The sequence below is a fragment of the Prosthecobacter sp. genome, assembly GCF_020439865.1.
Taxonomy (GTDB): domain Bacteria; phylum Verrucomicrobiota; class Verrucomicrobiia; order Verrucomicrobiales; family Verrucomicrobiaceae; genus Prosthecobacter.
On the sequence record NZ_JAGRPF010000029.1, the window covers coordinates 1 to 23,307 of the forward strand.

Genomic DNA, 23,307 nt, shown 5'->3' on the forward strand with positions numbered 1-23,307 from the left:
GGCATCAGGAAGCTGCCCATGTCATCGCGGCTGATGCCGAGAGCGGTCTGAGTGAGGTCGTTGGTGCCGAAGCTGAAGAACTGCGCCGTCTCGGCGATTTCATCAGCCGTGAGTGCTCCACGCGGCACCTCAATCATGGTGCCGACGAGATAATCGAGCTTCACTTTTTTCTCGCTCATCACTTCTTTCGCCACTTTATGCACGATTTCGACTTGAAGGTCGAGTTCTTTTTTAAAGCCGACGAGGGGGATCATCACTTCCGGCTTCACCTTGATCTTCTTCTTCGCGACATCAGCCGCAGCTTCAAAGATCGCGCGTGCCTGCATTTCGGTGATCTCAGGATACGCGATGCCAAGACGGCAGCCGCGATGTCCGAGCATCGGATTGAATTCATGCAAGGCGCTCACACGTGCAGCCACTTTCTCGACGGACACTCCCATTTTCTTCGCGAGCTCAGCCTGCGCTTTTTCTTCGTGCGGAACGAATTCGTGAAGCGGCGGATCGAGAAGACGAATGGTGGCAGGAAGACCTTTGAGGGACTCAAAGATGCCGGTGAAGTCTTCACGCTGATACGGAAGCAGCTTGGCGAGCGCCTTCTTACGATCGGCCACATTGTCGGCGAGAATCATCTCACGCACAGCGTCGATGCGGTCGCCCTCGAAGAACATGTGTTCGGTGCGTGTGAGGCCGATGCCCTGCGCGCCGAACGCGATGGCGTTCTGCGTTTGCTCCGGATTGTCCGCGTTCGTGCGAACCTGAAGGCGCGTGGCCTTGCCGCACCAGTTCATGAGCTGCTGGAAGCTCTTGAACTTCTCAGTGGCCTTCGCGGCAGCATCACCATGCAGCATGCCGGTGATGATCTCGGAAGGAGCAGTCTTGAGCTGGCCGGCGTAAACCGTGCCGCTGGTGCCGTCGATGGAGAGATAATCGCCTTCGCTGAAGGTCTGGCCTGCGACGGTGACGGTCTTCTTATCGTAGTCGATTTCCAGAGCGGCGGCGCCGCAGATGCAAACCTTGCCCATTTGGCGGGCAACGAGGGCCGCGTGAGATGACACACCACCACGTGCGGTAAGAATGCCTTCGGCGGCGATCATGCCGCGAAGATCTTCCGGGCTGGTCTCATTGCGGACGAGAAGGACTTTCTCACCCTTCTGCTCGGCAACAACAGCGCGATCAGCATTCAGATAGATCTTGCCAGAAGCAGCACCAGGGCCGGCAGGAAGACCTGAGGCGATCGCCTTGGCTTTCTTGACGTCGGCGAGATCGAAGATCGGAGCGAGCAGCTGGTCGAGCTGATCGGCGGGATTGCGCAGCACGGCGGTTTCCCAGTCGATGAGCTTTTCCTTCACCATGTCCATGGAGAACTTCAGAGCGGCGGCGGCGGTGCGCTTGCCGTTGCGGGTCTGCAGCATGAACAACTTGCCTTCCTGAATGGTGAACTCTACGTCCTGCACGTCCTTGAAATGCTTCTCGAGCTTCTGGCGCACCTGGAGCAGTTCGGCGTACGACTTCGGCATTTCCTTCTGAAGCTGGATGACAGGTTCAGGAGTACGAACACCGGCAACGACGTCTTCGCCCTGGGCGTTGATGAGGAATTCACCGTAGAACTCGTTGGCACCGTTCGCCGGATTGCGAGTGAAGGCCACTCCAGATCCGGAGGTCGGTCCTGTGTTGCCAAACACCATGGCCTGAACGTTCACCGCGGTACCCCATTCGGCGGGGATGTTGTATTTGCGACGATAAACAATCGCGCGATCGTTCATCCAGCTTCCGAACACAGCGCCGGCGGCGCCGCGAAGCTGATCCCAAGGATCGGACGGGAACACGTGGCCCGTGCGTTCCTTGACGAGCTGCTTGAAGCGCTTCACTAGCTCCTGCTGGTCGGCTGCGGTAAGGTCGCTGTCGAGAATGTCCTTGTGATAGGTTTCGTGCTTGTAGTTCTCGATGACGACTTCGAAGGGCTCGTGGTCTTCGCCCTCGCGCTTTTGCACGCCGAGCACCACGTCGCCGTACATCTGAATGAAGCGACGATAACAATCCCACGCGAAACGCTCATTGTTCGTGGCGGCGACAAGCGAGAGAACCGTCTGGTCGTTCAATCCAAGATTGAGAATGGTGTCCATCATGCCAGGCATGGAGTCACGGGCACCGGAACGAACGGCGACCAGCAGCGGGAAACCTTTGGCATCGCCAAACTTGTAACCCATGATTTTTTCCATGCCTTTGACGGCGTTTTCCATCTGCGACTGAAGCGCTGCGGGATAGGTCTTCTTGTTCTGATAAAAGTATGTGCAGACCTCGGTGCTGATCGTGAATCCGGGAGGAACCGGAAGACCGATGCGGCTCATCTCGGCAAGGTTGGCGCCTTTACCACCGAGCAATGCTTTCATGGAACCATCACCGTCTGCTTTTCCTGCTCCGAAAAAATAAACGTACTTCTTTTTGTCTGCGCTGCCCTTGGATGCTGTCTTTGCCATAAATGTTGCGGACCGTCTGATGCGACCCGTGGTTGTATTTGTTCTGTGGGGGGGTTGAAGCGCGGATTTAAATCGTTGGAGTATATGATGCAAGCATTAGTTGACAGGCTGGAGCCCCCTCACCCTCGGCCGCTTCAACGACTATTTTGATCATCATGTGAGCGTCTTGCCGCTCGCTGACTAGCGCTCAACTGAAGTCGGTGCCTGTTCACGACAAGTATTGACGTGGCTTTCCAAAACCGATTAAATGACCAGCACGCAACGCCAATATCCTTGAACAAATCATCGAACCTTAGCCTGCGGAAACACACCCAAACAAGATCATGAAAAACAACCTCCGCTCCAACCGCCTCATTGTACGTGCGGGCTTCACACTCATCGAACTGCTGGTGGTGATCACCATCATCGCCATTCTGGCCAGCTTGGTCGTTAGCCAGGCCAACAAACTGATGGCAGATGCGCGAAAGCTTCAGGTGCAGACGGTCATCAAGGATCTGCGCATTGCCATTTCAAGCTATCAGGTCGAGTACAACCGCTACCCTGTGAACCCAAGCCTCCTGAGCGGCGGATCTTCAGGCCAGGACATTCAGGTGCTGCTGACCGATGAAAACAGCGGCATCGTAAGCGCCCTGATGGCTACTTCATCGAGTTCCTCGAGCGGGAGCGGCGGAGGTTCAGGGGGATCGAGTGGGTCCACCAATCTCAACCCGAGAGACATTAAGTTTATCGATCTTCCGTTGGCGAAAAACGGGAAGTTTGGCCTCGTCAACGCCCAGCCGCCCTACAAGCTGGTTGATCTATGGGGACAGCCTTACTACGTATTGCTTGATACGAATGGCGACAAGCAGGTGATGAATCCCGATCTGCAAAACACCGATCCTTCCATCGCCCAAAACACCATCAGTCCGCCTCCTCAAATGCTGCCCACGGAAATCGCCATCTACAGCATCGGTCTGGACAAAACCCCGCAGACCAAGGACGACGTCGTCTCCTGGCGGGCAAAATAGGCCCAACCTGGAAGGTCCAGATTCACGAGCGCAGCGGGGAAAATCCGCTGCGCTTTTCTTTTGGGTTCAATCAGGCCCACTTCGCCAGCAGGTCCCCTGCCTTGGCAGGATCGACCTTCTCATAGAACTCGTCTTCGACCATGCAGACAGGGCCGAAGCCGCAGCTCGCGAGACATTCGGCAAACTCGATGCTGTATTTACCATCGGCACTCACCGCGATGGGGTGGTGATGATCCGTGTGGGATCGATCGATGTTCCCGGCTTTGCAGAGGGCGTCCATCAACTCATAACTGCCTGCCATGGCGCACGAAAGCGTGCGGCAGACCCGAATGTGATATTTGCCGGGAGCGGATTGACGGAAACCCGGATAAAACGTCACCACCTCAAGCACCTGAATCGGTTCCAAGCCGAGCTTTGCGGCCACCCAGTTTACCGCCTCAGCTCCAATGAAGCGGAAGTGTTCCTGCACCAGATGCAGCAGGGGCAGGACGGCGCTGCGCTTTGAGACAGGGTAATGCGAGATCGCCTCGTCCATGCGTTTTTCCAATTCGACTGGAACTTCAAAGGCCATGCGTGCGTGTCTCGGATGAAAAGGTTGGGGTGAATCAGCGATCACACTCGCCCATGACGAAGTCCAGGCTGCCAAGCACCGCCGGAATGTCGCTGAGCATGTGACCGGGGATCAGTTTGGAAATGATGCTGAGATTGAGGAACGAGGGGCTGCGGATTTTCAGGCGATGAGGCACGCCGCCGCCCGTGCTGTTGATGTAGAAACCGAGTTCCCCCTTGGGATTCTCGGCCGCAAAGTAAACTTCACCTGGAGGGGCATCAATCCCCTGCGTGGCGATGATGAAATGGTGGATCAACTCCTCCATCTTCATCAGAACCTTCTCTTTCTTCGGAAGAAGCCCCTTGGCATCGGCCACATTGATGGGGCCTTGCGGCAAAGTGGCGAACACCTGGCGAAGAATGCGCACGCTCTGGCGCATCTCTTCCATGCGCACGAGGTAACGGTCATAGCAGTCGCCCTTGGCCCCGATGGGGATGTCGAACTCGTACTTGTCGTAATCTAGATACGGCTGCGATTTGCGAAGGTCGTGTTCGACACCTGAACCGCGCAGGTTCGGGCCGGTGAGTCCGTAACCGATGGCGTCCGCCTTGGAAATCACACCGATGTCCTGCGTTCGATCGATGAAGATGCGATTACGCGAGAGTAGTTTGTCGATCTCATCGATCACAGGCTCAAGCTCATCAAGGAAGTGCTTCACCGCTCCAACAAACCCCTGCGGCAGGTCGCGGATCTGGCCGCCCACGCGCGTGTAGCTGGTGGTGAACCGGGCACCGGTGAGCTGCTCGCAAAGGTTATAGATCTTCTCGCGCTCAGTAAAAGTGTATAAGAACACCGTCATGGCACCCACATCCATCGCAAACACCCCGACTCCGAGCATGTGGGCAGAAATGCGGGCCAGCTCGCAGCAAATCACACGGATCGCCTTGCCGCGTTCAGGAACCTCCCAGCCCATGAGTTTCTCCACCGCAAGCGCATAGGCCACGTTGTTGGCCAGAGGAGCCAGGTAGTCCAGCCGGTCCGTGTAGGGCACGAACTGGTTGTAATGCATGTTCTCGGCGATCTTCTCATCGCCACGGTGCAGGAAGCCAACGTCCGGATCGGCCTTGGTGATGATCTCGCCGTCCAGTTCCAAAATCAGGCGCAGCACACCGTGGGTCGCCGGATGGCTGGGCCCCATGTTGAGCACCAGTTTCTCCCCCACGATGTCCGTCGTGGTTTCTTCCACGGCTTCGAGCTGCCGGGCCGCTTTGGCGGCGGTGTCCGGGGCCTCGTATTCTCGGGTGACTGTGGGCATGAAAAGCAGGGGGCTGATAACAGGCGTGAAGGGTATCTATCTACGCTGCCCACAGTGCGGCAAGGCGATTTTGTGAAAAATTTCACAAGCCTCGCCACACGCCCCCGTTTGCGCCACAGACACTCTATATATTAAGTGCCGATTTGCTGGAAGTTGCCCGCACGCCAGATTTGAGACAGACTGGCACCCGTCATGTCAGCCCAACCCAGCCTCAAGCAACTCCTGCGCCTACCCGCACTGGCCATGGTGGGGCTGCTCATGCTTGGGTGGACGGACGCCCAAGCCACACCGCCCGCAGATGGGATCTTGGATGACACCCGGGCGCTGTCCCCAGAGACTCATCGTCAGCTCGCGGAAGAACTGAGCCGGTTCCGTAAGGATTTGAAATGTGATGCATGGATCGCGGCCTCGAGTTTCACCCCCGCAGGTCTGACCGTCCGACGAGAGGCTCAGATCAAACGCCGCGAATGGAGCGGAACGCGCCCCGCCGTCCTCATGGCCTATGACCGCGCCAGCAACAGCAGCGCCATGTCCTTTGCTCCCGACTTTTGGGAGAAATACCCCTCCTCCGAGCTCGTCGAGATCATGCAGGACACACGCCGGATCCTAGTCAACACCAAGCTCACCCTCGACGAGCGCTTCGCGCTTGCCACGCGCTCATGGATCGACCGGTTGCGGTCCATGGAAACCGTGCGGTTGAAACAATCCCTCTGGGTTCAACGCGGTGAAAAGCGCTTCGCCCTCGCCGTTCTCATCGCCCTGGCCGGAGGAAGCGTCCTGGCCGCCCTGCTCGGCTTCGTGTCTCGCCGACGCAGCACGCGTGCGGGCCACCGTTTTCTATTCCCTGAAGTGCAGGTGGGCATGCGGTTCGGTGCCGCTTATGGGGGCGGCGTGACAGCCGAAATCAAAACGAATGCAGCAGCGCAATAGCGCCGCCCCATTCGTTATTCGTCATTCTGCTTGAGCCCCATGTCCTCCAGCTTCTTGTCGAGCTGCTCCACATATTTCCATGGCAGCTTCTTGCGCTGATACTTGCGGAAGAGCAGGTCGCGCAGTTCCAGCCAGCGTTCCGGCGGCGGGTTTTCCAACGGCATCCACTGTTCACCATCCGGATGAGCAAACCGAAACTGCCATTCGCGCGAGTTCCAATACGCGCGGATGTATTGCTTGCGGCCGTCTTCAAGACGTTCATGCCATTCGTGGATTTGGTTTTTGGTCATTGAGAGCGCGCAGGATGCGCTAGTATCGCCCCCATGCAAGCCGACAGCCCCGGCAGTTCCTCTGCCCTGCCCAAACTCCTGCTCTACCTTCTCGTCGTCATGCTTGGCGGCGCCCTGCTGGCGGTGCCGTTGTTTCACCTTGGCAAGGCGGCCCACGGCTGGCTTTCCGCGCCGTCCTGGCAGAATGTCGGTCCGGCCAAATGGCTGCTCTCTGAAATCGAGCGTGCGCACTTCACGCGCTACTTCAACCGCGCCGTGCTCGTCTGCGCCATCGCCCTCATCTGGCCGTTTCTGCGCTGGGTAAAACTGGATCGCTCGCTGCTGCCGACCTGGAAACCCTTCGGCACCGGCATCAAACAGTGGGCGCTCGGTTTTGCGCTCGCCAGCGGCCTGCTGCTCGCGCTCGGGTTCGCCTTCTTTAAACTGGGCGCGTATCATCTCCACCCGCAGCCTCGCTGGTTCAAATTCGGCGAACCCATCACCGCCGCGCTCGGCGCCGGCATCGTCGAGGAGTTCTTCTTTCGCGGCCTGCTGCTCGGCCTGCTGCTGCGCACCATGTCCACACGCTCGGCGCTGATCGCCGGGACCTTTGTCTTCGCACTCGTCCATTTCCTCAAGCCCCCCGAAGGATGGCAGATCGACGATACCGCGGTCACCTGGAGCAGCGGCTTTCTCGTGCTCCAACAAATCGCCCTTGGTTTTGGCGATGTGCAGTTCCTCCTCGCCGAATTCGCCACGCTCTTCGCCGTCGGCTGGGTTTTGGCCATTGTGCGCATGCAGACCGGCGCGCTGTGGGCCGGCATCGGCCTGCACGGCGGCTGGGTCTTCGGCCTGAAATACTTCAGCGCCCTCATGATCTACAACAACGGCTGGCTGCCATGGATCGGTGCGAATCTCAAAATCGGTCTCGCCCCGCTGCTCATGGTGCTCTTCACCGGCTGGCTGGCCACCCATCTGCTGCGATCCCGATAATTCGTTTGCAGCCGCCCTGCTCACACGGAACATAGCCGCGCAGCAGCCCTCGCCCGGGTGGCGGAATTGGTAGACGCGCCAGACTTAGGATCTGGTTTGGAAACAAGTGCAGGTTCGAGTCCTGTCCCGGGCACCATGATTGAAGTGCAAGCGCAGGCGGAGAATTGCGTTCCCATTCAGCCATGCGTTTTCTCACACTCGGTTTATTCGCCCTCTGCTCATCGCTTTTAGCGGCCTCACAGCAACCCAACATCGTCTTCATCCTCGCCGATGACTTCGGCTATGGCGACCTCGGTTGCATGGGCAGCAAGGACATCTCCACACCCAACATCGACCGCATCGCGGCCGAAGGGGTGAAGTTCACGGACTTTTACTCCAACGCACCTGTCTGCACGCCGACACGCGCCGGCTTCATCACCGGACGCTGGCAGCAGCGCTGCGGCATCGAGTTCGCCTTTGGTTATCAGGTCGAGCAGTTCCGCCGCGTGAAGGGCGAGTGGGTGCCGGAACCGGACATTCACGGCCTTGGCCTGCCCTTGGGTGAAACAACGATTGCAGAACGCCTGAAGACCGCGAACTACGCCACCGGCGCCTTCGGCAAGTGGCATCTCGGCTTCCATGACGAGTACAATCCGGTGAAGCGTGGATTCGACGAGTACTTCGGCGAACTGCTCGGCCACGCGGACTACTACAAGCACACCTACTACGATGGCACCTACGCCTTGCGCGATGGTCTTGAGCCCGTGAAACGCGACGGCTACTTCACCGACCTCGTCAACGAACGCGCCGTCAAGTTCATCCGCGATCACAAGTCCGCGCCGTTCTTCATGTATGTGCCGCACCTCGCCGTGCATGCGCCGTTTGAAGCGCCGGATGCGCCCGAAACCCCGATGGTGACGAAGGAGACCATGCTCAAGGGCAGCCGCGCGATCTACAAGGCGATGGTCGAACGCATCGACCAGGGCGTCGGCATGATTCTCGACGAACTCGACAAAAACGGGCTCGCCGAGAACACGCTCGTCGTGTTCTCCAGTGACAACGGCGGTGAACGCTACAGCAGCAACGCGCCGCTCTTTCATCACAAAGCAACGGTGTGGGAAGGCGGTATCCGCGTGCCCTGCGTCATGCGCTGGCCCGCGAAACTGCCCAAGGGCAAGGTCACCTCACAGATGGGCATCACCATGGATCTGCATGCGACGTTTCTTGCCGTGGCCGGAGTCACCTCGCCTGCGCCGAAGCCGCTCGATGGCATCAATCTGATGCCCATCCTGACCGGCGAAGCCAAACCCGTCGAACGCACGTTCTTCTGGCGCATCGACCGTTCAAGCCGCAAGCAGCGCGCGATCCGGCAGGGCAAATGGAAGTACATCAACGACGGCAACTCCATGGACCTCCTCTTTGACCTCGAAGCCGACATCAGCGAACGCACTGACCTCGGCTATCAGCACCCGGACATTCTTCAGGACCTCAAAGCAAAGCTCAAAGCCTGGGAAGCGGAGATCGACGCAACGGAGCGCGAGATCTGGGTGAGATGAAGAAGACGTCGTCACGAATCCCGATTGCCCGCTCAACCACCCTGCGTAATCCTCGCCAGCCATGAAACGTTTCGCCCTTCCAACCCTTGCCCTCTTGCTTTTCACCACCGCAGCGCTTGCCGACGGCGCTTTCTACGGTGATCCGCCGGACAAAACACACCCGTGGGCGATCCACGACATGAACCGGCCGCAGCCGGTGCGCGTGGAGCCTGGAACGTTCAGTTCGCAGGACACACCGGGAACGCCGCCGTCAGACGCGGTCATTCTCTTCGGCGGAAAGCCGGAGGAGATTGAGAAATGGATCTCCGACAAGCCGAACGGCGAACCCACGAAGTGGGAGGTGAAGGACGGCGTGCTTCAATGCGTGCCGGGCAGCGGTTACATCCGCACGAAGGAAGAATTCTCCGACTGTCAGCTTCACATCGAATGGAGCGCGCCGAGCAAGGTCGAAGGCAACAGTCAGGGACGCGGCAACAGCGGTGTCTTCCTCATGGGCGCCGTCGAGGTGCAGGTGCTCGACAACTACAACAATCCTTCCTACCCAGACGGCATGGCGTCGGCGATCTACGGCATCAATCCGCCGATGGCCAATCCACTGCGCGCACCGGGCGAATGGCAGGTCTATGACATCGTCTTCCGCCGTCCGATCTTCAAGGACGGCAAAGAGCTCGATCCCGGCTACATCACCGTGTTCGTGAACGGCGTGCTCACACAGGACCACACCCCGCTCGAAGGCGGCGGCGGGCACATGCGCCGCTCCTCTCCAAAGCCTTTCCCCGATCAGGGCCCGCTCAAGATTCAAGATCACGGCAATCCCGTGCGCTTCCGCAACATCTGGTACCGTCCGTTGCCGAAGCGCCCGATCGACGGCGGCGAAGCGAGCCACATGAGCGAGGAGATGACCGCCGCGAAGCGCAGCGAGATCGCCAAAGGCATCCGCGAAGCCGCGGCGAAGCTCGAAGGCAACGACAAGATGCTGCACCTCTTTGAATCCCTCTGCTATGAGGACGATGCCGAAGCCCGGAAGCTTGCCGTCTCCGCTGCCAACGATTTCGCCAGCGTGATGAAGGAAGTTCCCCCCGACAAGATTGAGTCGAAGAAAGGCGAGATCCTGCAGGTGGCCAAGGCGCTGCGCTATCTGACCAAGTTCAAAATCCTGCCGGAAGACATCGCCGCCAAGAGGGATTTGGAGGCCATCATCAAGGTGGAGGACTGGGAGCCGAAGCCCCAGCCCAAGGGCAAGAAGAAGTGACAGTGAACCGCACAGGAAACTGTGCGGACCGCTTAAACCGCATCCGCCGCAAGCGCGGCGTTGCCGATGATGCCGGCTTCGTTGCTGAAACGGGCTGGCACAATCTGCAGGCGTTCCCACACGACGGTGCTGAGCATGCTCTGCACCCTGTTCTTGAGCGGACCAAAAATCAGATCGCCAGCCTGGGCCACACCGCCGCCGATGACAAACACATCGGGATTGAGCAGCCAGGCGATGCTGGCGATGGCGGTGCCGAGCCAGTCGGCGACTTCGCCCCAAACTTGGCGGGCAATGTCATCACCGGCCTGTGCAGCATCCGCGATCTTCTTGGGCGTGCAGTCGGCGATCTCTTTGTCGATGCCCGCCTCGGCATAGCGCTGCACGGCGTGCTCGGCGATCTGCTGATTGCCGGTGTACTTCTCCAACGCGCCTGAGTTGCCGTAGTGACCGGCCTTGCCGTCGAAATGGATGCTCATCTGGCCGATCTCGCCCGCGGCGAAACCGCTGCCGCGAAACATCTTGCCATCGAGCACCAGCCCGCCGCCGATGCCGGTGCCAATGGTCAGCCCGACGACGTTTTTCAGACCACGCGCAGCGCCATAACGGAATTCGGCATAGACCATCGCGTTCGCATCATTTTCGACGAGCACGGGGAGGCCGGTCTTCTCACCGAGAATGGTTTTGAGCGGCACATGCTTCCAGCCGGGAACGTTCGTCAGCTCATGCACGAAGCCATGATCGAAATCGACAAGACCGGGAACGCCGACGCCGATGGCGCAGATGTCCGGATACGTGGTGCGCAGTTTCGCGACACGTGCGGCCATCTCGCCGATGAGCGCGGCCGGTCCGGCAAACTGTCCGGTGGGAATGGGCTCATCGATGACGAGGAGTTCGTCACCGCGACACACGCCGAGTTTCACGGACGTGCCGCCGAAGTCGATGCCGATGGAGGTTTTGACAGAGTCTGACATGGAGTTGGAAATGACGAACGCAGGCCGTCCGCAGCCCGGGCTACTTGAGGGCGGCGAGATTGCCCACCAAACGCAATCCGTGCAAGGTCAAATCCGGGTCCACTGCGATGCGCTCGCCCATGCCGGAGATGATCCATTCCGCATCCCCGCCGGTGGCGACGATGTGGGAATTCGGAGCGCTCAACTCCTTCTTCAGGGACTCCAAAATGCCTTTCACCATGCCGCGGTAACCAATGGCGGCGCCGGCGAGGATGGCGGCTTCGGTGGACTGGCCGATGGCGCTGGCCGGTTCGCGCAGATCGACGCGAGGCAGCAGCGCCGTGCGTTCGTGCAGGTAGTCCGTCATCAATCGAAGACCGGGGGCGATGACGCCGCCGACGTAGAACTTGTCGGCGGAGAGGATGTCAAAAGTCACGGCGGTGCCGAAGTCGATCACAATCCCAGGCGCACCGTGCATGTGCGCGAGGGCGACTGCGTTCGCGAGACGGTCCGGCCCGATGCTTTCGGGCTTCGGGTAGCGAATACCGATGCCCATCGGTGTGTCATGACGCAGTTCGATGAGCGTTTCGCCAAAAACGGCGCGAAAGGCGGGCACCGCCTTCGGCACAACGCTGCAGATCACGGCTCCATCAAAACTCCAGCCGCGCGTAAGATCGCGCACGGTGTCTGGCGAGAGTTCGCGCGTCGGATGCTCGCGCCGTTCGAGAATGTCCTCACTCGTGGCGAGGCCGAACTTGGTGCGGCCGTTGCCGACGTCGATGAGCAGCCGCCGGTCGCTCATGGTTTGGCCGGTTCAGCTTCCTTTTTCGGCTCTTCCTTTGGGGGATCGCCAAACGTGCGCACTTCCAACATGCCCTCCGGCGCGCCCTTTTTCTCTGCGGCTGCATTTTGTTTCGCCGGCTCCTCACCCTCGACGGGCAGCGCCTTCGGCGGATCTTTGGTGACCGTCACACACTGGTAGAGCAGGTTGTAGTTGTGACGCAGAGCGGCGGGATAGGCGATGCGGCCAGGTTCGGTGACGTTCTCCCGCAGCACCTTGGAGGCAAGACTCGCAAAGACGTTGCCACTAAGTTTGGCGGCCTTCTCAGCGGTGCCGCCGGCGAGGTCACCGGCCAGCTTGGCTGCCGAGTTTCCCCCGCTGCGAAACATGTCGCTGCTGATGCGACGGCCTTGAATCGACACAGCGGCCTGGGAGGACAGCAGCGTGCCGTCGGGACCGAAGCTCATCTCCAGACTGGCGTGGTCATCGGCGGAAAACATTCCGCGCACGTGGTCCACCCGCACGGAAATGAAAACGCCACCGTCCGGCGCCTGCGTGACCTCCGGCTTGTAGGTGCGGTAATCTGCCTCTGAAAACTTGTACTCCGCCGCCTTTTTCCCCTCTTTGGTCCAGCCGCCGAGGCTCTCGCCGAACTTGTCAATGTCCACCTCCACGCCGGCATGCGCGTTGGCGGCGAGAAGGAGAAACAGGATGGGGCGGAGACTCATGTGCGCCCAAGGTGCGGCATGAAACGGTCATTTCAACCTCGCTGATTGTTAGGTCAGGCGGCCGGTGATGTAGGCCTCGGTCTGCGGATCACGCGGATGATTGAAGATCGTCATGGTCTCGTCTTCCTCGATCAGCCGGCCCTTGTAGAAGAACGCCGTGCGGTCGGCGATGCGCTTCGCCTGCTCCATGTTATGTGTGACGATGACAAAGGTGTACTGGCCGCGAAGCTGCAGAATCAGCTCCTCGATGCGCGCGGTGGCAATGGGGTCCAGCGCGGCGCAGGGCTCGTCCATGAGCAGGATGCGCGGCTGCAGGGCGATGGCGCGGGCGATGCACAAACGCTGCTGCTGTCCGCCGGAGAGGCCGGTGGCCATCTCATGCAGGCGGTCTTTGACCTCGTCCCAAAGCGCGGCGGCTTTGAGGCTGCGCTCGGCGGCCTCTTCGAGATCATGGCGGTCCTTGATGCCTGCCACACGCAGGCCATAGACGGCGTTTTCAAAGATGGAGCGCGGGAAGGGATTGTACTTCTGGAACACCATGCCGACGTTGCGGCGCAGGCTGATCACATCGACGTCTGGTGAATACAAGTCCACACCGTCGATCTTGATGCTGCCACTGACCACTCGTGCAGAATCGACGAGATCGTTGATGCGGTTGATGGAACGGATGAGCGTGCTCTTGCCGCAGCCGGAAGGGCCGATGAGTGCCGTCACATCCTTGCTCTCCATGTTCAAACCAACATCGAAGAGCACCTGGTGGTCGCCGTAGGCATAGTTGAACTTCTCCACCCGGATGAGCGGCTCGGTTGAGGTTGAGACGGAAAGATCGGCGGACATTTCAACTGAACGTGCCGCGCAGATAGGCCTCGGTGAGCTTCTCGCGGGGGTTGGTGAAGAGTTCCTCGGTGGGGGCGAATTCGACGAGCTTGCCGAGGTGCAGGAAGGCGGTGTAATCCGAGACGCGCACGGCCTGCTGCATGTTGTGGGTGACGATGACGACGGTGAACTCTTTGGCGAGCTGATGCATGAGCTCCTCGATCTTCAGCGTCGAGATGGGATCGAGCGCGGAGCAGGGCTCGTCCATCAGCAGCACATCCGGCAGCGTGGCGATGGCTCGAGCGATGCACAAACGCTGTTGCTGACCGCCGGAAAGCGCGAGCGCGTTCGCATGGAGGCGGTCCTTGAGCTCCTCCCACAACGCGGCGTGGGTCAGCGAGCGTTCGACGGCCTCGTCGAGCACGCTTTTGCTTTTCTCTCCATGGATGCGCAGCCCGTAGGCGACGTTCTCATAGATGCTCTTGGGAAACGGATTCGACTTCTGAAAGACCATTCCAACCTGCTTGCGAAGCTGGGTGAGATCGACATCCGCATGATGGATGTTTTTGCCTTTGACGAGCACTTCGCCCTTCGTCACCCGGGCGCCGGTGACGCGGTCGTTCATGCGGTTGACGCAGCGCAGCAGCGTGCTCTTGCCGCAGCCCGACGGGCCGATGAGCGCGGTGACGCGGTGGTATTCGACCTTCAGGTTGATGTCGAACAGGGCCTGACTGGCACCGTAACAAAAATCCATGTCACGCACCTGCACAACAGGCGGCGGCGTGGCAATGGCGGGAGAATCGGCGGACATGAACAGAGAGTGGGATCAATCACCAGCGATACTTGGCGCGGAGACGTTTGCGCAGCAGGATCGAGCTGGTGGCCAGTGAGGCGACGAGGACAAGGAAGACAAACACGGAGCCGTACTGGGCGCGCTCCGAGTACTCGTTCTGCGGGATCTTCGCGGCGATGGTGTAGATGTGATACGGCAGCGCCTGAACCGACTCGGTGAAGATGCCGAGGAAGCGCTCCACACTCTGCTCCCAATGAGCGAAGATGGAAGCATCTGTCGGCAGCGGCGGCATGTCCTTCTGCCAGGGCAGCTTGTCTTTGAAGGCCAGCGCGGCGGTGAACATGATCGGCGCCGTCTCACCAGCGGCGCGGGCGATGCCGAGGATGCTCGATGTCAGAATGCCGGGCGTGGCAAACGGCAGCACGCTGTAACGGATCGTCTGCCAGCGCGTGGCACCGAGGGCCATGCTCGTTTCACGAAATCCCTGCGGCACGGCCTGCAGGCATTGCTCGCTGGCGGTGATGATGACGGGCAGGATCACGAAGGCGAGCGTGAAGCCGCCGGAAAGCACGCAGGTGTCCCAGCCCTCGAAACTGAGCGTCGTGAAGCCGAGCGGAATGGCGAGCACAGAACGATCCGCTGGCACATCGACAAACACCGGAGCGGTCAGCACGAACGCCCCAAGACCAAACAGTCCGAACACGACGGACGGCACCCCCGCGAGGTTCAAGATCGCCAGCCGCACCGTTTCGAGGAACTTGCCGTGTTTCGCGTACTCGCTGAGATAGATCGCGCAGGCGACGCCGAGGAAGAGCGCCACGCCGACACTGACGACCACGAGCAGAGCCGTACCAACGATCGGTCCCAGAATGCCCCCACCGGAATACGAGACAGTTTTCTCCGAACGAAAGTCGTCACCGAGTTTCTTTTTGACGGCATCGGCACCGTTCACATCGGTTTCGATGCGATGTCCCTGTTTGTCCTCAATGACGTGCAGCGTGGCGGGAAGCTTCGTGAGGAACTGGGTGTTCACGAACGGCCACTTGGACTGAAACACGACCGGCGCACCTTTGACGAAGATGTGCAGCATGATCGCCAGCGTGGTGAACACAACGATGTGGCTGCCGATGCGCAAAGCCCAACGTGCGGCGGTCTCGCGCTTCTGGATGCCGGAATTGTCCCCAGCGAAAGGATTGTCGGTGGTGGGGGCGGGGGTCATGCCTTGTGAGGTTCAAAACGGCGGGCAACGGCTCGCGCACACCAATTGACGAGAAGGGAAATACCAAAGAGAACGATGCCGACCATGAACAGCGCCTGCCAGTGAGAGCTGCCGCGCGACACCTCGCCCAGTTCCTGGGCAATGATTCCCGTGAGCGTGTGGGCAGGCTGGAAAACGACGCCGAGCCCGGCGCTGAAGTCCGGAACAGCGATTCGATTGCCCGCGACGAGCAGCACGACCATCGTCTCACCAACCACACGACCGAGGCCGAGCAGGATGGCGGAGAGAATGCCGGAAATGCCCGCCGGCACGATCACGCGGAAGACGGTCTGCAGCTTGGTGGCACCCAGAGCGTCCGAAGCGTCGATGTAGGCACGCGGGACGTTGTTGAGGGCGTCTTCGGAGAGGCTGAACATCGTCGGCACGGCCATGAAGGCGAGCAGGCAGCCGGCATTGAACATGTTGAGACGTTCCTGAATGGGGAAGCCGGGAATCCACTGCAGCCAGCTGATTTCACTGAAGTCCTTGATGAGATTTCCGACGAGCGAGATGCCGATGAAACCGAGTACGACGGAAGGTATGGCCTGAATGAACTCGATCACCGGTTTGATGATCTCCTTCTCACGGTCGCTGGCGAACTGATTGGTGTAGATGGCCGCCACCACGCTGACAGGCGTGGCAATCAAGACAGCGATGATCGAGATGACCACCGATCCGGCGAGAAGTGGTACGAAGCCGAAGAAGTCCTGCCAGGAGCTGTTGGTGATCCATTCCGTACCGAAGAAGAAGGCGCCGAGAGAACGGTAGAAAGCAACAGGCGCATCCCATTTCCAGTTCTTGAGATTCTCCACGGCCTGATGGATTTCGCCAAGGTGTCCGGGAATCGCATGGCGAACCTCACTGACGAGCGCGGTGGCTTCGGCGGTAGTACTCTGTTCGGGCATCTCCTTGAAGGCGGCTTCAAGTGCTGTGCAGTATTCTTGCAGCTTGGAGATGAGTTCTTCCCGGCGCATCAGGATCGATTCGATGCGTTCGCCAAAATTGACACCGTCGGACTGGGAGGCCTCGGCTTCGGCAAGCAGCGCTGCTTTGCGCTCAGGATCAGTTGCCGTGGCGGCGGCGTCCAAGAGCTGCTGACGACCGGCCTTGAGGGTGAAGTACTCCGTGGCCTGTTCCTTGGTTTCAGTCGCATGGGCCTTGAGCTCATCGAGCACTTCCACGACGGGATCCGTGGCCTCCTCGAAAAGTTCTCCTGTGCTGATAATGCCGGCAAATTTGCTCCTGGCAGCCTGATCTTGGGTGCTGTACTCAGCGATCAGGGACTGCAGGAACGGCGGTAGATCGCTGACTTCGGGCGAGAGCTCGGAGAGCTCGTTCTGAAGCCGGCTTTTCTCAGCAGAAGTGAACAGGTCCGGGTATTCCGCCGCGGCCGCGGCCGCGGTGGTCTTTTGCTTCACCACTTCCCGCAGGTGGACGAGGGAATCAGCTGCGGGCGGAGGTGTCTGCTCGAGCGCATGTTCGAGATCAGCCCGAGATGCAGATGTTTTCTCCTCGACAGACGCTTTGAGCAGGAAAGCCGCGTCACGGCGTTCCCGCGCAGATTTGGTCAGCGGGTCCATCTCGATGCTCAGGGCACGCCGAAGAGCATTGGCCAGCACCCGCTGGTGCTGGAGCGGCCGGTCTGCCAGATCGCAGAACTCGAGCCCTGCCTGCCGGTAAACCTCCAGCTCGTGACGATAGGTGGTGAGGAAACCGGCACCCTCGCGCAGGAGGAAGGCCATGATGAGCACCAGCACGATGATCGCGATGCTCGAATTGGCGCCGAAGAAGTATTTGATCAGCTGCTGAGGGTCCAAGCCCGCCACCACACGGCGTTCTTTCCTGAGCAGCCTGCTGCCGAGGGTGGGTGGTGGATCGTTGGGAGGGGGGGGGACGGACGCCATCTGAAAAGGAGATAATCCAGCGAAGCCGAGACTTCAAAGCCGCTATGCAGCAATATTTGTCACGGTTCTGCGGGAGGGGGCGGACTGTGACCAAAACGTCACGGAGTGCAAACGGTCAGGCTGATCTGTGACGGAAACGTCACATTGGACATTGTGACAGATCTGGCACGTCCGGTTACAAAGGCGCCGGCTGTTCCAGCCTGAACCAATCCTCAAGACACCACCCACCCACACAAGTCGATTCCATGAAGTCCACTCCCTCAGCCCTGCTTTCCGTTGCAGGACTTGCTCTTTCCCTCCTGTTCACCTCCGGCGCAGTGAAAGCTGACGACGTCAACCGGCCGGCCGAGGTTGTCGAACCCTCCGTCACCGATCCGACCTCGGTCTATGACAAGATTTGGGATTCTGCCGTCCTGTACAAGGCGGACAGCGGGTTTTTGACAGAACTGGCACTTCAGGGCCGCCTGCACCTGCAGGATGCCCAAGGCTGGTCAGACCAGGGCGATTTCGGCACCCGCGACAGGCCGCAATCTGTGCGCTGGGGCGATTTCGAAGTGCGCCGTTTTCGCGTCGGGTTCAAATCGAAGCTGATGGACGGCAATGGCAAACTCGAGGGCCAGATCGACATCAATGCCAATTTCAATGAGTTCTATGGCCGAATCTACGATCTGCTCTTCGAATACTCCTTCTCCCCTGCGCTGAACGTCGGCTTCGGTAAGCGTAAGGCGTTCTTCAGCCTGGAGCACTCCACCTCCTCCAAGGAGATTCTCACCATCGAGCGCGCCCTGCTGACCAACGCCCTGTTCACCAGTCAGTATACGGGTGTCTGGGGCTACGGAAAGGCTGGCAACTGGCTTTGGGAAACAGCTTTGTTTGCGGGCGACGATGAACGAGAATTCACCACCTTCAATGGCGGTGCCATAATCCAAGCCGGCATCGGTTATGACTTGGCAGATGCCACCGGCTTTGACCGCGCCAACATCAGCCTTGACTATCAAAAGGCCACGGAAGACACGACCGTGAACGGTTCTTCTTTTGCCGGTGCCCCCGCTCTTTATGCCTTCGAGAGCGCCTGGTCTCTGAACAGCACCTGGGAAAAAGGCCGCTGGGCACTCGGCACCGACATCCTGCACGGCCATGGACGCGCCCCGCAGGGAGATGTGTTTGGCGTTGTGATCCTTCCTTCCGTTTTCGTCGCGAAAGGCCTGCAGCTGGTGGGACGCTATCAGTATGCCAATGGTCAGAATGACGGCCTTCGCCTCGCCAGCCGCTATGACCGCCTGGCCCCGTTCACCACCAACGGCGGACGTGGCGAGGTCTACCACGGATTTTACTTCGGAGCGAACTATTACCTTTACGGCAACAAGCTGAAGCTGATGACCGGCATCGAGTACGTCGACATGAACGGCGGCGGCAACGGTGGTGACTACAAGGGCTGGACCTGGAGCTCGGGCCTCCGCATGTTCTTCTGATCAAGTTGTCACACTGACGTCACCTGGCGTCTTTTTACTCGACACCCTCTGCTGACGACTACAGCTACATCTGACATCCTCAACTTCCCCAAATACAACCCAACATCCATGAAATCCACCCTCCTGTTTTCCGTCCTGTCACTGGCCTGCGCTGCAAGCCTGCAGGCCCAGTCCACCCTCCGCATCCGCGGTTCTGACACCCTCGGGGCCAAACTCGTCCCCCAATGGGCCGAAGGCTTCAAAAAATCCGGCGGTGACTCCCGCTTCGACATCGCCGCCGAAGGCTCCTCCACCGCCTTCACCAACCTCGCCGCCGGCACCGCCGACATCGGCATGAGCAGCCGCAAGGTCAAAGACGACGAGCGCACCTTCTGCAAAACCAAGGGCGTTTTCCTGAAGGAGTTCAACGTGGCCTGGGACATGATCGCCGTGGTGGTCAACAAGAACAACCCTGTCACCGGTCTGACCAAGAAGCAGATTCTGCAAATCTTCACCGGTGACATCACCGACTGGAGCGAACTTGGCGGCGCCCCCGGCCCGATTTCGGTCTACACCCGCAACACCTCCTCAGGCACCTACAAGGACTTCTCGTCCTTGGCGATGAAGAACAAAGCCTACAGCACCAACAGCCAGAAAATGGCCGGCAACGAGCAGATCGTCGCCGAGGTGTCCAGCAACAAGAACGGCATCGGTTATGTGGGCCTCGCCTACACGCATGGCAAGGGCACCAAGGCGCTTCCGGTTGATGGCATCGCTCCTGACATGGCCAATGTGCGCAAGTACCCCTACGCCCGCCCGACCTATCTCTACACCAATGGCGAACCCACCGGTAACGTGAAGGCGTTTGTCGATTTCTGCCTCAGCGCCACCGGCGAACAGATCGTGCAGCAGGTGGGTTTCGTCCCCCTCTCCATCGCGAAGTAGTCTTTGATATTTAGTTGGTATTGGGAGGCCGGGTGCGCTGGGTAGGCGCATCCGGCCTTTTTTGTGCCCGCGTCCCTGAGAGTGGGGCGCCGCGATGCAAGGTTGCTTTGCCAAACGTTTACCTTTAGTCTCCGTTTCGCATTTCACTCCGGCGGCCCCATGGAAAGCACCCTCCAGCAGATTCTATATGTCGCGGCGACCATCGTCTTCGCCATCGCATGCCGGTCATTTGAGAACCGCTTTGTCCAAAAGCTGGGCTGGATCGCCCTGCTCGGAGCCTCCTACCTCAGCGGCTACTACCTGACTGACACCCATGTCGGCGGAGGCATCTTCATCGGTGCCTGGTTCATGCTGCCTTGGCTGGAGATCATTTTCCGTGTGCGCCGCCTGCGCTTTCCGATCAAAAGCGAGGTCAAGCACCGCTTCCCGCCCTCACGGGAGGTGTTCCCCGAACTCTCGGACCTGAGCAGCGAGGCGGAGGACGCCGGCTTCACCGAAGTCGGTGACACCGGCTGGCAGTGGAGCCAGACCGACACCTTCATGCGCCTGCTCTATCATGCGGAAAAGCGCACCCAGGCCGCCATTGCACTCGCCCAGCAGGGCGAGTTCGGCTTTTCGTACGTCAGTCTCACCTCGCGGGCGAACAGCGGCGTCACCTTCACCACAACGAACTATCCCTTCGCCGCCACGATGAAGCATTCGCCCAAGCAGCGGCTGAACCGCTTCATCCATGCGGCTTCGTTCGAGGATCTGCTGGAACGGCATGAAGCCTTCCTCCAGCGCGAGGGCATCAGCCTCGAAGATCTCGCGCTGCAGGACACCGAATACCTGCACGCCTACATCGAGCGCGACATGAGCGTCCAGATCGACCACAACATCACCGCCGGCGTCATCGAACCCACCGGCAACGGAGAATTCCGCTACTCCTGGCGCGGCTGCATCTTCCTCTACTGGCAGGTCGTGAAGGACATGCTGCGGGTTTGACCCGCCGTCGCCCTCTACTTCCGCCGCTTCACCACCTGCTGCGTCTGCCGGGTCTTCAGCATCAAATCTGCATCCAGCACGCCGCTGAAATGCGTCAGCGGATAGACGATGCTGCGGCGGCCGATGATGCTGCCCGGGCTGATCACACTGTTGCAGCCGATCTCGGCATGATCGCCGACGATCGCGCCGAACTTCCGCAGGCTGGTGGGAATGACGTCTGTGTCGGTCTTCACGGTGACCTCCAGACGATCAAGCCGCACGTTCGATAGGACCACGCCGGCGCCCAGATGCGCCTTGTGGCCCAGAATCGAGTCGCCGACGTAGTTGTAGTGCGGGATTTCGCAGCCGTCGAAAACGACGCAGTTCTTGAATTCGCAGGAGTTCCCGAGCACGCAGCCGTCCCCGATGATCACGTTCTCGCGGATGTAGCAGCCCGCGCGGATCTGGCAGTTTCGTCCGATCCATGCCGGGCCCTTGATCACAGCGCCGGGTTCCAGCGTGGTGCCCTCGTCGATGAACACGTCCTCGCCGATGAACGCACCTGGCGGCACTTGGATGCGAAGCTCACGCTGCAGACGGAACTCGAGATACTGCTCGATCCGCGTCAACGCCGTCCACACAGGCGAGCCATCCGGAAACAGGATGCCATGCTTCGTGTGCGTGAGGTCGAGGTAGTCGCGGGCGGGAAACATCAGATCAAGTTTTGTTCAGGCAGGACAGGGCGATGTCATTCTTCAAAGTGCACTTCTAGCCAGATCCCGTAAACGCTTAAAGCCAAAAACGCCAGCAGGGCAATCAACCAAAGTCGCATCGCAGCCGTGGTTGCGTTGAAAAGACATTCGCATCGGTTGCACAGGAAACGTTTGGGTTTTGCCAGCGACCAGAGGACGCTGAAGACAAAACCACCCAGAAGCCAGAACAGGGCGTTGCCGCCATCAAACCTTGGACCGAGCGCCGGCGCACGCCGGTGAACTTCACGACACCCGCATTGCGGGCAGCAGGTTTCGTGAAGCGAGGACATGACCGGGAATCAGACCGTCATGATCTCTTTCTCTTTCGACGCCACATGCTGGTCGATTTCAGCGATGCTTTTGTCGGTCAGCGTCTGAACGTCCTTCTCCAGGCGACGGAGGTCGTCCTCGGTGATCTGGCCGTCCTTCTCGCCCTTCTTGAGCGCTTCAAGCGCATCGCGTCGGACCGAGCGCACACGCACACGAGCTTCTTCACCGAGGGTTTTGCACATCTTCACCATCTGTTCGCGGCGTTCGGTGGAGAGCGACGGTATCGGCAGGCGGATCACCTTCCCTTCGATACTGCCGTTCAGGCCGAGGCGTGATTCACGGATCGCGCGGTCGATGTCTTGCAGCGTGGAGGAGTCAAACGGCTCGATGCGGATCAGACGCGCGTCCGGCGTGGTAATCATGGCGAGCTGTTTCAGCTTCATGTGGCTGCCATAGCTCATCACGTGCACATCCATGTTTTCGACAAGCGTCGGCGAGGCTTTGCCCGTGCGCACGGTGGCGAACTCGTGGATGGCGTGTTCCACCGCCTTCGTCATGGCCTCTTCGGCCTCCATCATCGTCAGTTCAGTGTCCATATCAGTGTCAGGTTTTAAATTCGCTCAGCCTTTTGCATCGACCAGCGTGCCGATGTGCTCGCCGACGAGCGCACGGCGGATGTTGTCGGGTTCGTTCATGCTGAACACGCCGATGGGCATGTTGTTCTCCATACAGAGCGAGAACGCCGTGGCGTCCATCACCTTGAGCTGGCGCGTCAGGCACTCATGGAAGCTGATGCGGTCAAACTTCGCCGCGTCCGGATTCTTCGCCGGATCGGAATCGTAGATGCCGTCCACCTTGGTGGCCTTCAGCACGATCTCCGCATTGATCTCGCTGGCGCGCAGCGCGGCGGTGGTGTCGGTGGAGAAAAAGGGATTGCCCGTGCCCGCGGCAAAGATCACCACGCGTCCGAGCTCCAGATGCCGCATCGCCTTTCGGCGCACGAAGGGCTCGGCCACATTGTCCATCTTGATTGCGCTCTGCACGCGCGTCGGCACGTCCATGGCCTCCAGCATGCTTTGCACGGCAAGCGAGTTCATCACCGTCGCCAGCATGCCCATGTAGTCCGCCGTGGCACGCTCCATGCCCCGGTTGCTGGCGGTCACACCGCGCCAGAAATTGCCGCCGCCAACGACGAGGGCGATTTCAAGCCCCGTCTGATGCGCCGCCTTGATCTGCGCCGCCATGTCCTCGACGATCGGCGGGGAAATATTGTCCGTACTGCCCGGTTGTCTCAATGCTTCACCGCTGAGTTTGAGAAGAACACGACGGAATTTTCGAGGAGCAGAAGAGTCGGACATGAAAGATCAG

23 protein-coding genes and 1 tRNA gene are annotated in these 23,307 nt (G+C 59.7%); 9 read left to right on the forward strand and 15 right to left on the reverse strand.

The features are described from left to right. Nucleotides 1-2,477 (reverse strand): pyruvate, phosphate dikinase (gene ppdK / locus KDL09_RS02645; RefSeq protein WP_345781064.1); only part of this gene is annotated, 2,477 nt, incomplete at its 3' end. Between the two features lie 323 nt (nucleotides 2,478-2,800). Between ppdK and KDL09_RS02650 the strand changes: the two genes are divergently transcribed. Beyond that, nucleotides 2,801-3,484: a prepilin-type N-terminal cleavage/methylation domain-containing protein gene (locus tag KDL09_RS02650; RefSeq protein WP_294381023.1), complete on the forward strand. Its 684-nt coding sequence runs from the start codon at nucleotides 2,801-2,803 to the stop codon at nucleotides 3,482-3,484. 70 nt (nucleotides 3,485-3,554) lie between these two features. Here the strand turns inward: KDL09_RS02650 and KDL09_RS02655 are convergent, their stop codons facing one another. Together KDL09_RS02655 and nuoD are read right to left on the reverse strand one after the other, a co-directional pair. Continuing rightward, nucleotides 3,555-4,055 (reverse strand): NAD(P)H-dependent oxidoreductase subunit E, encoded by a 501-nt coding sequence (locus KDL09_RS02655; protein WP_294381026.1) that lies wholly within the window; start codon nucleotides 4,053-4,055, stop codon nucleotides 3,555-3,557. Nucleotides 4,056-4,089: 34 nt separating this feature from the next. Further along, a complete protein-coding gene (gene nuoD / locus KDL09_RS02660; protein ID WP_294381028.1) occupies nucleotides 4,090-5,349 on the reverse strand; it encodes an NADH dehydrogenase (quinone) subunit D in 1,260 nt (419 codons plus the stop codon). A gap of 192 nt (nucleotides 5,350-5,541) precedes the next feature. Here nuoD and KDL09_RS02665 point away from each other — a divergent pair, with 192 nt between their 5' ends. Then, nucleotides 5,542-6,279, forward strand: coding sequence for a hypothetical protein (locus tag KDL09_RS02665; RefSeq protein WP_294381030.1), 738 nt, complete (start codon nucleotides 5,542-5,544; stop codon nucleotides 6,277-6,279). Between the two features lie 14 nt (nucleotides 6,280-6,293). On the opposite strand, the gene KDL09_RS02670 is transcribed toward KDL09_RS02665, so the two are convergent. Then, a complete protein-coding gene (locus tag KDL09_RS02670) occupies nucleotides 6,294-6,569 on the reverse strand; it encodes a hypothetical protein (protein ID WP_294381031.1) in 276 nt (91 codons plus the stop codon). Nucleotides 6,570-6,602: 33 nt separating this feature from the next. Between KDL09_RS02670 and KDL09_RS02675 the strand changes: the two genes are divergently transcribed. From KDL09_RS02675 to KDL09_RS02690, 4 genes are all read left to right on the forward strand, one after another. Continuing rightward, complete coding sequence (locus KDL09_RS02675; protein ID WP_294381034.1) at nucleotides 6,603-7,541, forward strand: CPBP family glutamic-type intramembrane protease; 939 nt, start codon at nucleotides 6,603-6,605, stop codon at nucleotides 7,539-7,541. Nucleotides 7,542-7,592: 51 nt separating this feature from the next. Next, nucleotides 7,593-7,677: transfer RNA gene (locus tag KDL09_RS02680), tRNA-Leu, on the forward strand. A gap of 46 nt (nucleotides 7,678-7,723) precedes the next feature. Further along, a complete protein-coding gene (locus tag KDL09_RS02685) occupies nucleotides 7,724-9,076 on the forward strand; it encodes a sulfatase (RefSeq protein WP_294381037.1) in 1,353 nt (450 codons plus the stop codon). A gap of 61 nt (nucleotides 9,077-9,137) precedes the next feature. After that, nucleotides 9,138-10,328 (forward strand): DUF1080 domain-containing protein, encoded by a 1,191-nt coding sequence (locus tag KDL09_RS02690; protein ID WP_294381039.1) that lies wholly within the window; start codon nucleotides 9,138-9,140, stop codon nucleotides 10,326-10,328. Between the two features lie 32 nt (nucleotides 10,329-10,360). Here the strand turns inward: KDL09_RS02690 and KDL09_RS02695 are convergent, their stop codons facing one another. Genes KDL09_RS02695 through pstC form a run of 7 tightly spaced genes read right to left on the reverse strand, consistent with a single transcriptional unit; the run spans nucleotide 10,361 to nucleotide 17,558 of the window. Beyond that, a complete protein-coding gene (locus KDL09_RS02695; RefSeq protein WP_294381041.1) occupies nucleotides 10,361-11,299 on the reverse strand; it encodes an ROK family protein in 939 nt (312 codons plus the stop codon). Between the two features lie 40 nt (nucleotides 11,300-11,339). Beyond that, entirely contained in the window at nucleotides 11,340-12,080 is a 741-nt protein-coding gene (locus tag KDL09_RS02700; RefSeq protein ID WP_294381042.1) for a type III pantothenate kinase, read from the reverse strand. Then, nucleotides 12,077-12,787, reverse strand: a complete 711-nt coding sequence (locus KDL09_RS02705; RefSeq protein WP_294381043.1) for a hypothetical protein — start codon at nucleotides 12,785-12,787, stop codon at nucleotides 12,077-12,079. The genes KDL09_RS02700 and KDL09_RS02705 overlap by 4 nt, the downstream gene beginning before the upstream one ends. A 48-nt stretch (nucleotides 12,788-12,835) precedes the next feature. Further along, on the reverse strand, nucleotides 12,836-13,624 hold the full coding sequence (gene pstB, locus KDL09_RS02710) for a phosphate ABC transporter ATP-binding protein PstB (protein WP_294381045.1): 789 nt from the start codon (nucleotides 13,622-13,624) through the stop codon (nucleotides 12,836-12,838). A gap of 1 nt (nucleotide 13,625) precedes the next feature. After that, nucleotides 13,626-14,414: a phosphate ABC transporter ATP-binding protein PstB gene (gene pstB, locus KDL09_RS02715; RefSeq protein ID WP_294381047.1), complete on the reverse strand. Its 789-nt coding sequence runs from the start codon at nucleotides 14,412-14,414 to the stop codon at nucleotides 13,626-13,628. Between the two features lie 19 nt (nucleotides 14,415-14,433). Further along, complete coding sequence (pstA, locus tag KDL09_RS02720) at nucleotides 14,434-15,615, reverse strand: phosphate ABC transporter permease PstA (protein WP_294381049.1); 1,182 nt, start codon at nucleotides 15,613-15,615, stop codon at nucleotides 14,434-14,436. Continuing rightward, a complete protein-coding gene (gene pstC / locus KDL09_RS02725) occupies nucleotides 15,612-17,558 on the reverse strand; it encodes a phosphate ABC transporter permease subunit PstC (protein ID WP_294381051.1) in 1,947 nt (648 codons plus the stop codon). Before pstC ends, pstA begins: the two co-directional genes overlap by 4 nt. Nucleotides 17,559-17,803: 245 nt before the next feature. Here pstC and KDL09_RS02730 point away from each other — a divergent pair, with 245 nt between their 5' ends. The 3 genes from KDL09_RS02730 to KDL09_RS02740 all read left to right on the forward strand — a co-directional run bounded on the left by KDL09_RS02730 (nucleotide 17,804) and on the right by KDL09_RS02740 (nucleotide 20,938). Further along, complete coding sequence (locus tag KDL09_RS02730) at nucleotides 17,804-19,030, forward strand: porin (protein WP_294381054.1); 1,227 nt, start codon at nucleotides 17,804-17,806, stop codon at nucleotides 19,028-19,030. A gap of 108 nt (nucleotides 19,031-19,138) precedes the next feature. Then, nucleotides 19,139-19,954: a phosphate ABC transporter substrate-binding protein gene (locus KDL09_RS02735; protein ID WP_294381056.1), complete on the forward strand. Its 816-nt coding sequence runs from the start codon at nucleotides 19,139-19,141 to the stop codon at nucleotides 19,952-19,954. A gap of 159 nt (nucleotides 19,955-20,113) precedes the next feature. Then, nucleotides 20,114-20,938: a hypothetical protein gene (locus tag KDL09_RS02740; RefSeq protein ID WP_294381058.1), complete on the forward strand. Its 825-nt coding sequence runs from the start codon at nucleotides 20,114-20,116 to the stop codon at nucleotides 20,936-20,938. A gap of 14 nt (nucleotides 20,939-20,952) precedes the next feature. Here KDL09_RS02740 and KDL09_RS02745 read toward each other — a convergent pair whose 3' ends face one another. From KDL09_RS02745 to pyrH, 4 genes are read right to left on the reverse strand one after another with little or no spacing between them, the layout of a single operon-like run. Next, complete coding sequence (locus KDL09_RS02745; protein WP_294381060.1) at nucleotides 20,953-21,630, reverse strand: DapH/DapD/GlmU-related protein; 678 nt, start codon at nucleotides 21,628-21,630, stop codon at nucleotides 20,953-20,955. A 35-nt stretch (nucleotides 21,631-21,665) separates the two neighbouring features. Next, nucleotides 21,666-21,959, reverse strand: coding sequence for a hypothetical protein (locus tag KDL09_RS02750; protein ID WP_294381061.1), 294 nt, complete (start codon nucleotides 21,957-21,959; stop codon nucleotides 21,666-21,668). A 9-nt stretch (nucleotides 21,960-21,968) separates the two neighbouring features. Beyond that, nucleotides 21,969-22,535: a ribosome recycling factor gene (gene frr / locus KDL09_RS02755; protein ID WP_294381063.1), complete on the reverse strand. Its 567-nt coding sequence runs from the start codon at nucleotides 22,533-22,535 to the stop codon at nucleotides 21,969-21,971. A 24-nt stretch (nucleotides 22,536-22,559) separates the two neighbouring features. After that, on the reverse strand, nucleotides 22,560-23,297 hold the full coding sequence (gene pyrH / locus KDL09_RS02760) for a UMP kinase (protein WP_294381064.1): 738 nt from the start codon (nucleotides 23,295-23,297) through the stop codon (nucleotides 22,560-22,562). Nucleotides 23,298-23,307: the final 10 nt, after the last annotated feature.

Bases quoted from the DNA above. Each gene is read 5' to 3' on its own strand.
- KDL09_RS02650 (WP_294381023.1), top strand. From the start codon at position 2,801: ATGAAAAACAACCTCCGCTCCAACCGCCTCATTGTACGTGCGGGCTTC.
- KDL09_RS02655 (WP_294381026.1), bottom strand. From the start codon at position 4,055: ATGGCCTTTGAAGTTCCAGTCGAATTGGAAAAACGCATGGACGAGGCG.
- nuoD (WP_294381028.1), bottom strand. From the start codon at position 5,349: ATGCCCACAGTCACCCGAGAATACGAGGCCCCGGACACCGCCGCCAAA.
- KDL09_RS02665 (WP_294381030.1), top strand. From the start codon at position 5,542: ATGTCAGCCCAACCCAGCCTCAAGCAACTCCTGCGCCTACCCGCACTG.
- KDL09_RS02670 (WP_294381031.1), bottom strand. From the start codon at position 6,569: ATGACCAAAAACCAAATCCACGAATGGCATGAACGTCTTGAAGACGGC.
- KDL09_RS02675 (WP_294381034.1), top strand. From the start codon at position 6,603: ATGCAAGCCGACAGCCCCGGCAGTTCCTCTGCCCTGCCCAAACTCCTG.
- KDL09_RS02685 (WP_294381037.1), top strand. From the start codon at position 7,724: ATGCGTTTTCTCACACTCGGTTTATTCGCCCTCTGCTCATCGCTTTTA.
- KDL09_RS02690 (WP_294381039.1), top strand. From the start codon at position 9,138: ATGAAACGTTTCGCCCTTCCAACCCTTGCCCTCTTGCTTTTCACCACC.
- KDL09_RS02695 (WP_294381041.1), bottom strand. From the start codon at position 11,299: ATGTCAGACTCTGTCAAAACCTCCATCGGCATCGACTTCGGCGGCACG.
- KDL09_RS02700 (WP_294381042.1), bottom strand. From the start codon at position 12,080: ATGAGCGACCGGCGGCTGCTCATCGACGTCGGCAACGGCCGCACCAAG.
- KDL09_RS02705 (WP_294381043.1), bottom strand. From the start codon at position 12,787: ATGAGTCTCCGCCCCATCCTGTTTCTCCTTCTCGCCGCCAACGCGCAT.
- pstB (WP_294381045.1), bottom strand. From the start codon at position 13,624: ATGTCCGCCGATCTTTCCGTCTCAACCTCAACCGAGCCGCTCATCCGG.
- pstB (WP_294381047.1), bottom strand. From the start codon at position 14,414: ATGTCCGCCGATTCTCCCGCCATTGCCACGCCGCCGCCTGTTGTGCAG.
- pstA (WP_294381049.1), bottom strand. From the start codon at position 15,615: ATGACCCCCGCCCCCACCACCGACAATCCTTTCGCTGGGGACAATTCC.
- pstC (WP_294381051.1), bottom strand. From the start codon at position 17,558: ATGGCGTCCGTCCCCCCCCCTCCCAACGATCCACCACCCACCCTCGGC.
- KDL09_RS02730 (WP_294381054.1), top strand. From the start codon at position 17,804: ATGAAGTCCACTCCCTCAGCCCTGCTTTCCGTTGCAGGACTTGCTCTT.
- KDL09_RS02735 (WP_294381056.1), top strand. From the start codon at position 19,139: ATGAAATCCACCCTCCTGTTTTCCGTCCTGTCACTGGCCTGCGCTGCA.
- KDL09_RS02740 (WP_294381058.1), top strand. From the start codon at position 20,114: ATGGAAAGCACCCTCCAGCAGATTCTATATGTCGCGGCGACCATCGTC.
- KDL09_RS02745 (WP_294381060.1), bottom strand. From the start codon at position 21,630: ATGTTTCCCGCCCGCGACTACCTCGACCTCACGCACACGAAGCATGGC.
- KDL09_RS02750 (WP_294381061.1), bottom strand. From the start codon at position 21,959: ATGTCCTCGCTTCACGAAACCTGCTGCCCGCAATGCGGGTGTCGTGAA.
- frr (WP_294381063.1), bottom strand. From the start codon at position 22,535: ATGGACACTGAACTGACGATGATGGAGGCCGAAGAGGCCATGACGAAG.
- pyrH (WP_294381064.1), bottom strand. From the start codon at position 23,297: ATGTCCGACTCTTCTGCTCCTCGAAAATTCCGTCGTGTTCTTCTCAAA.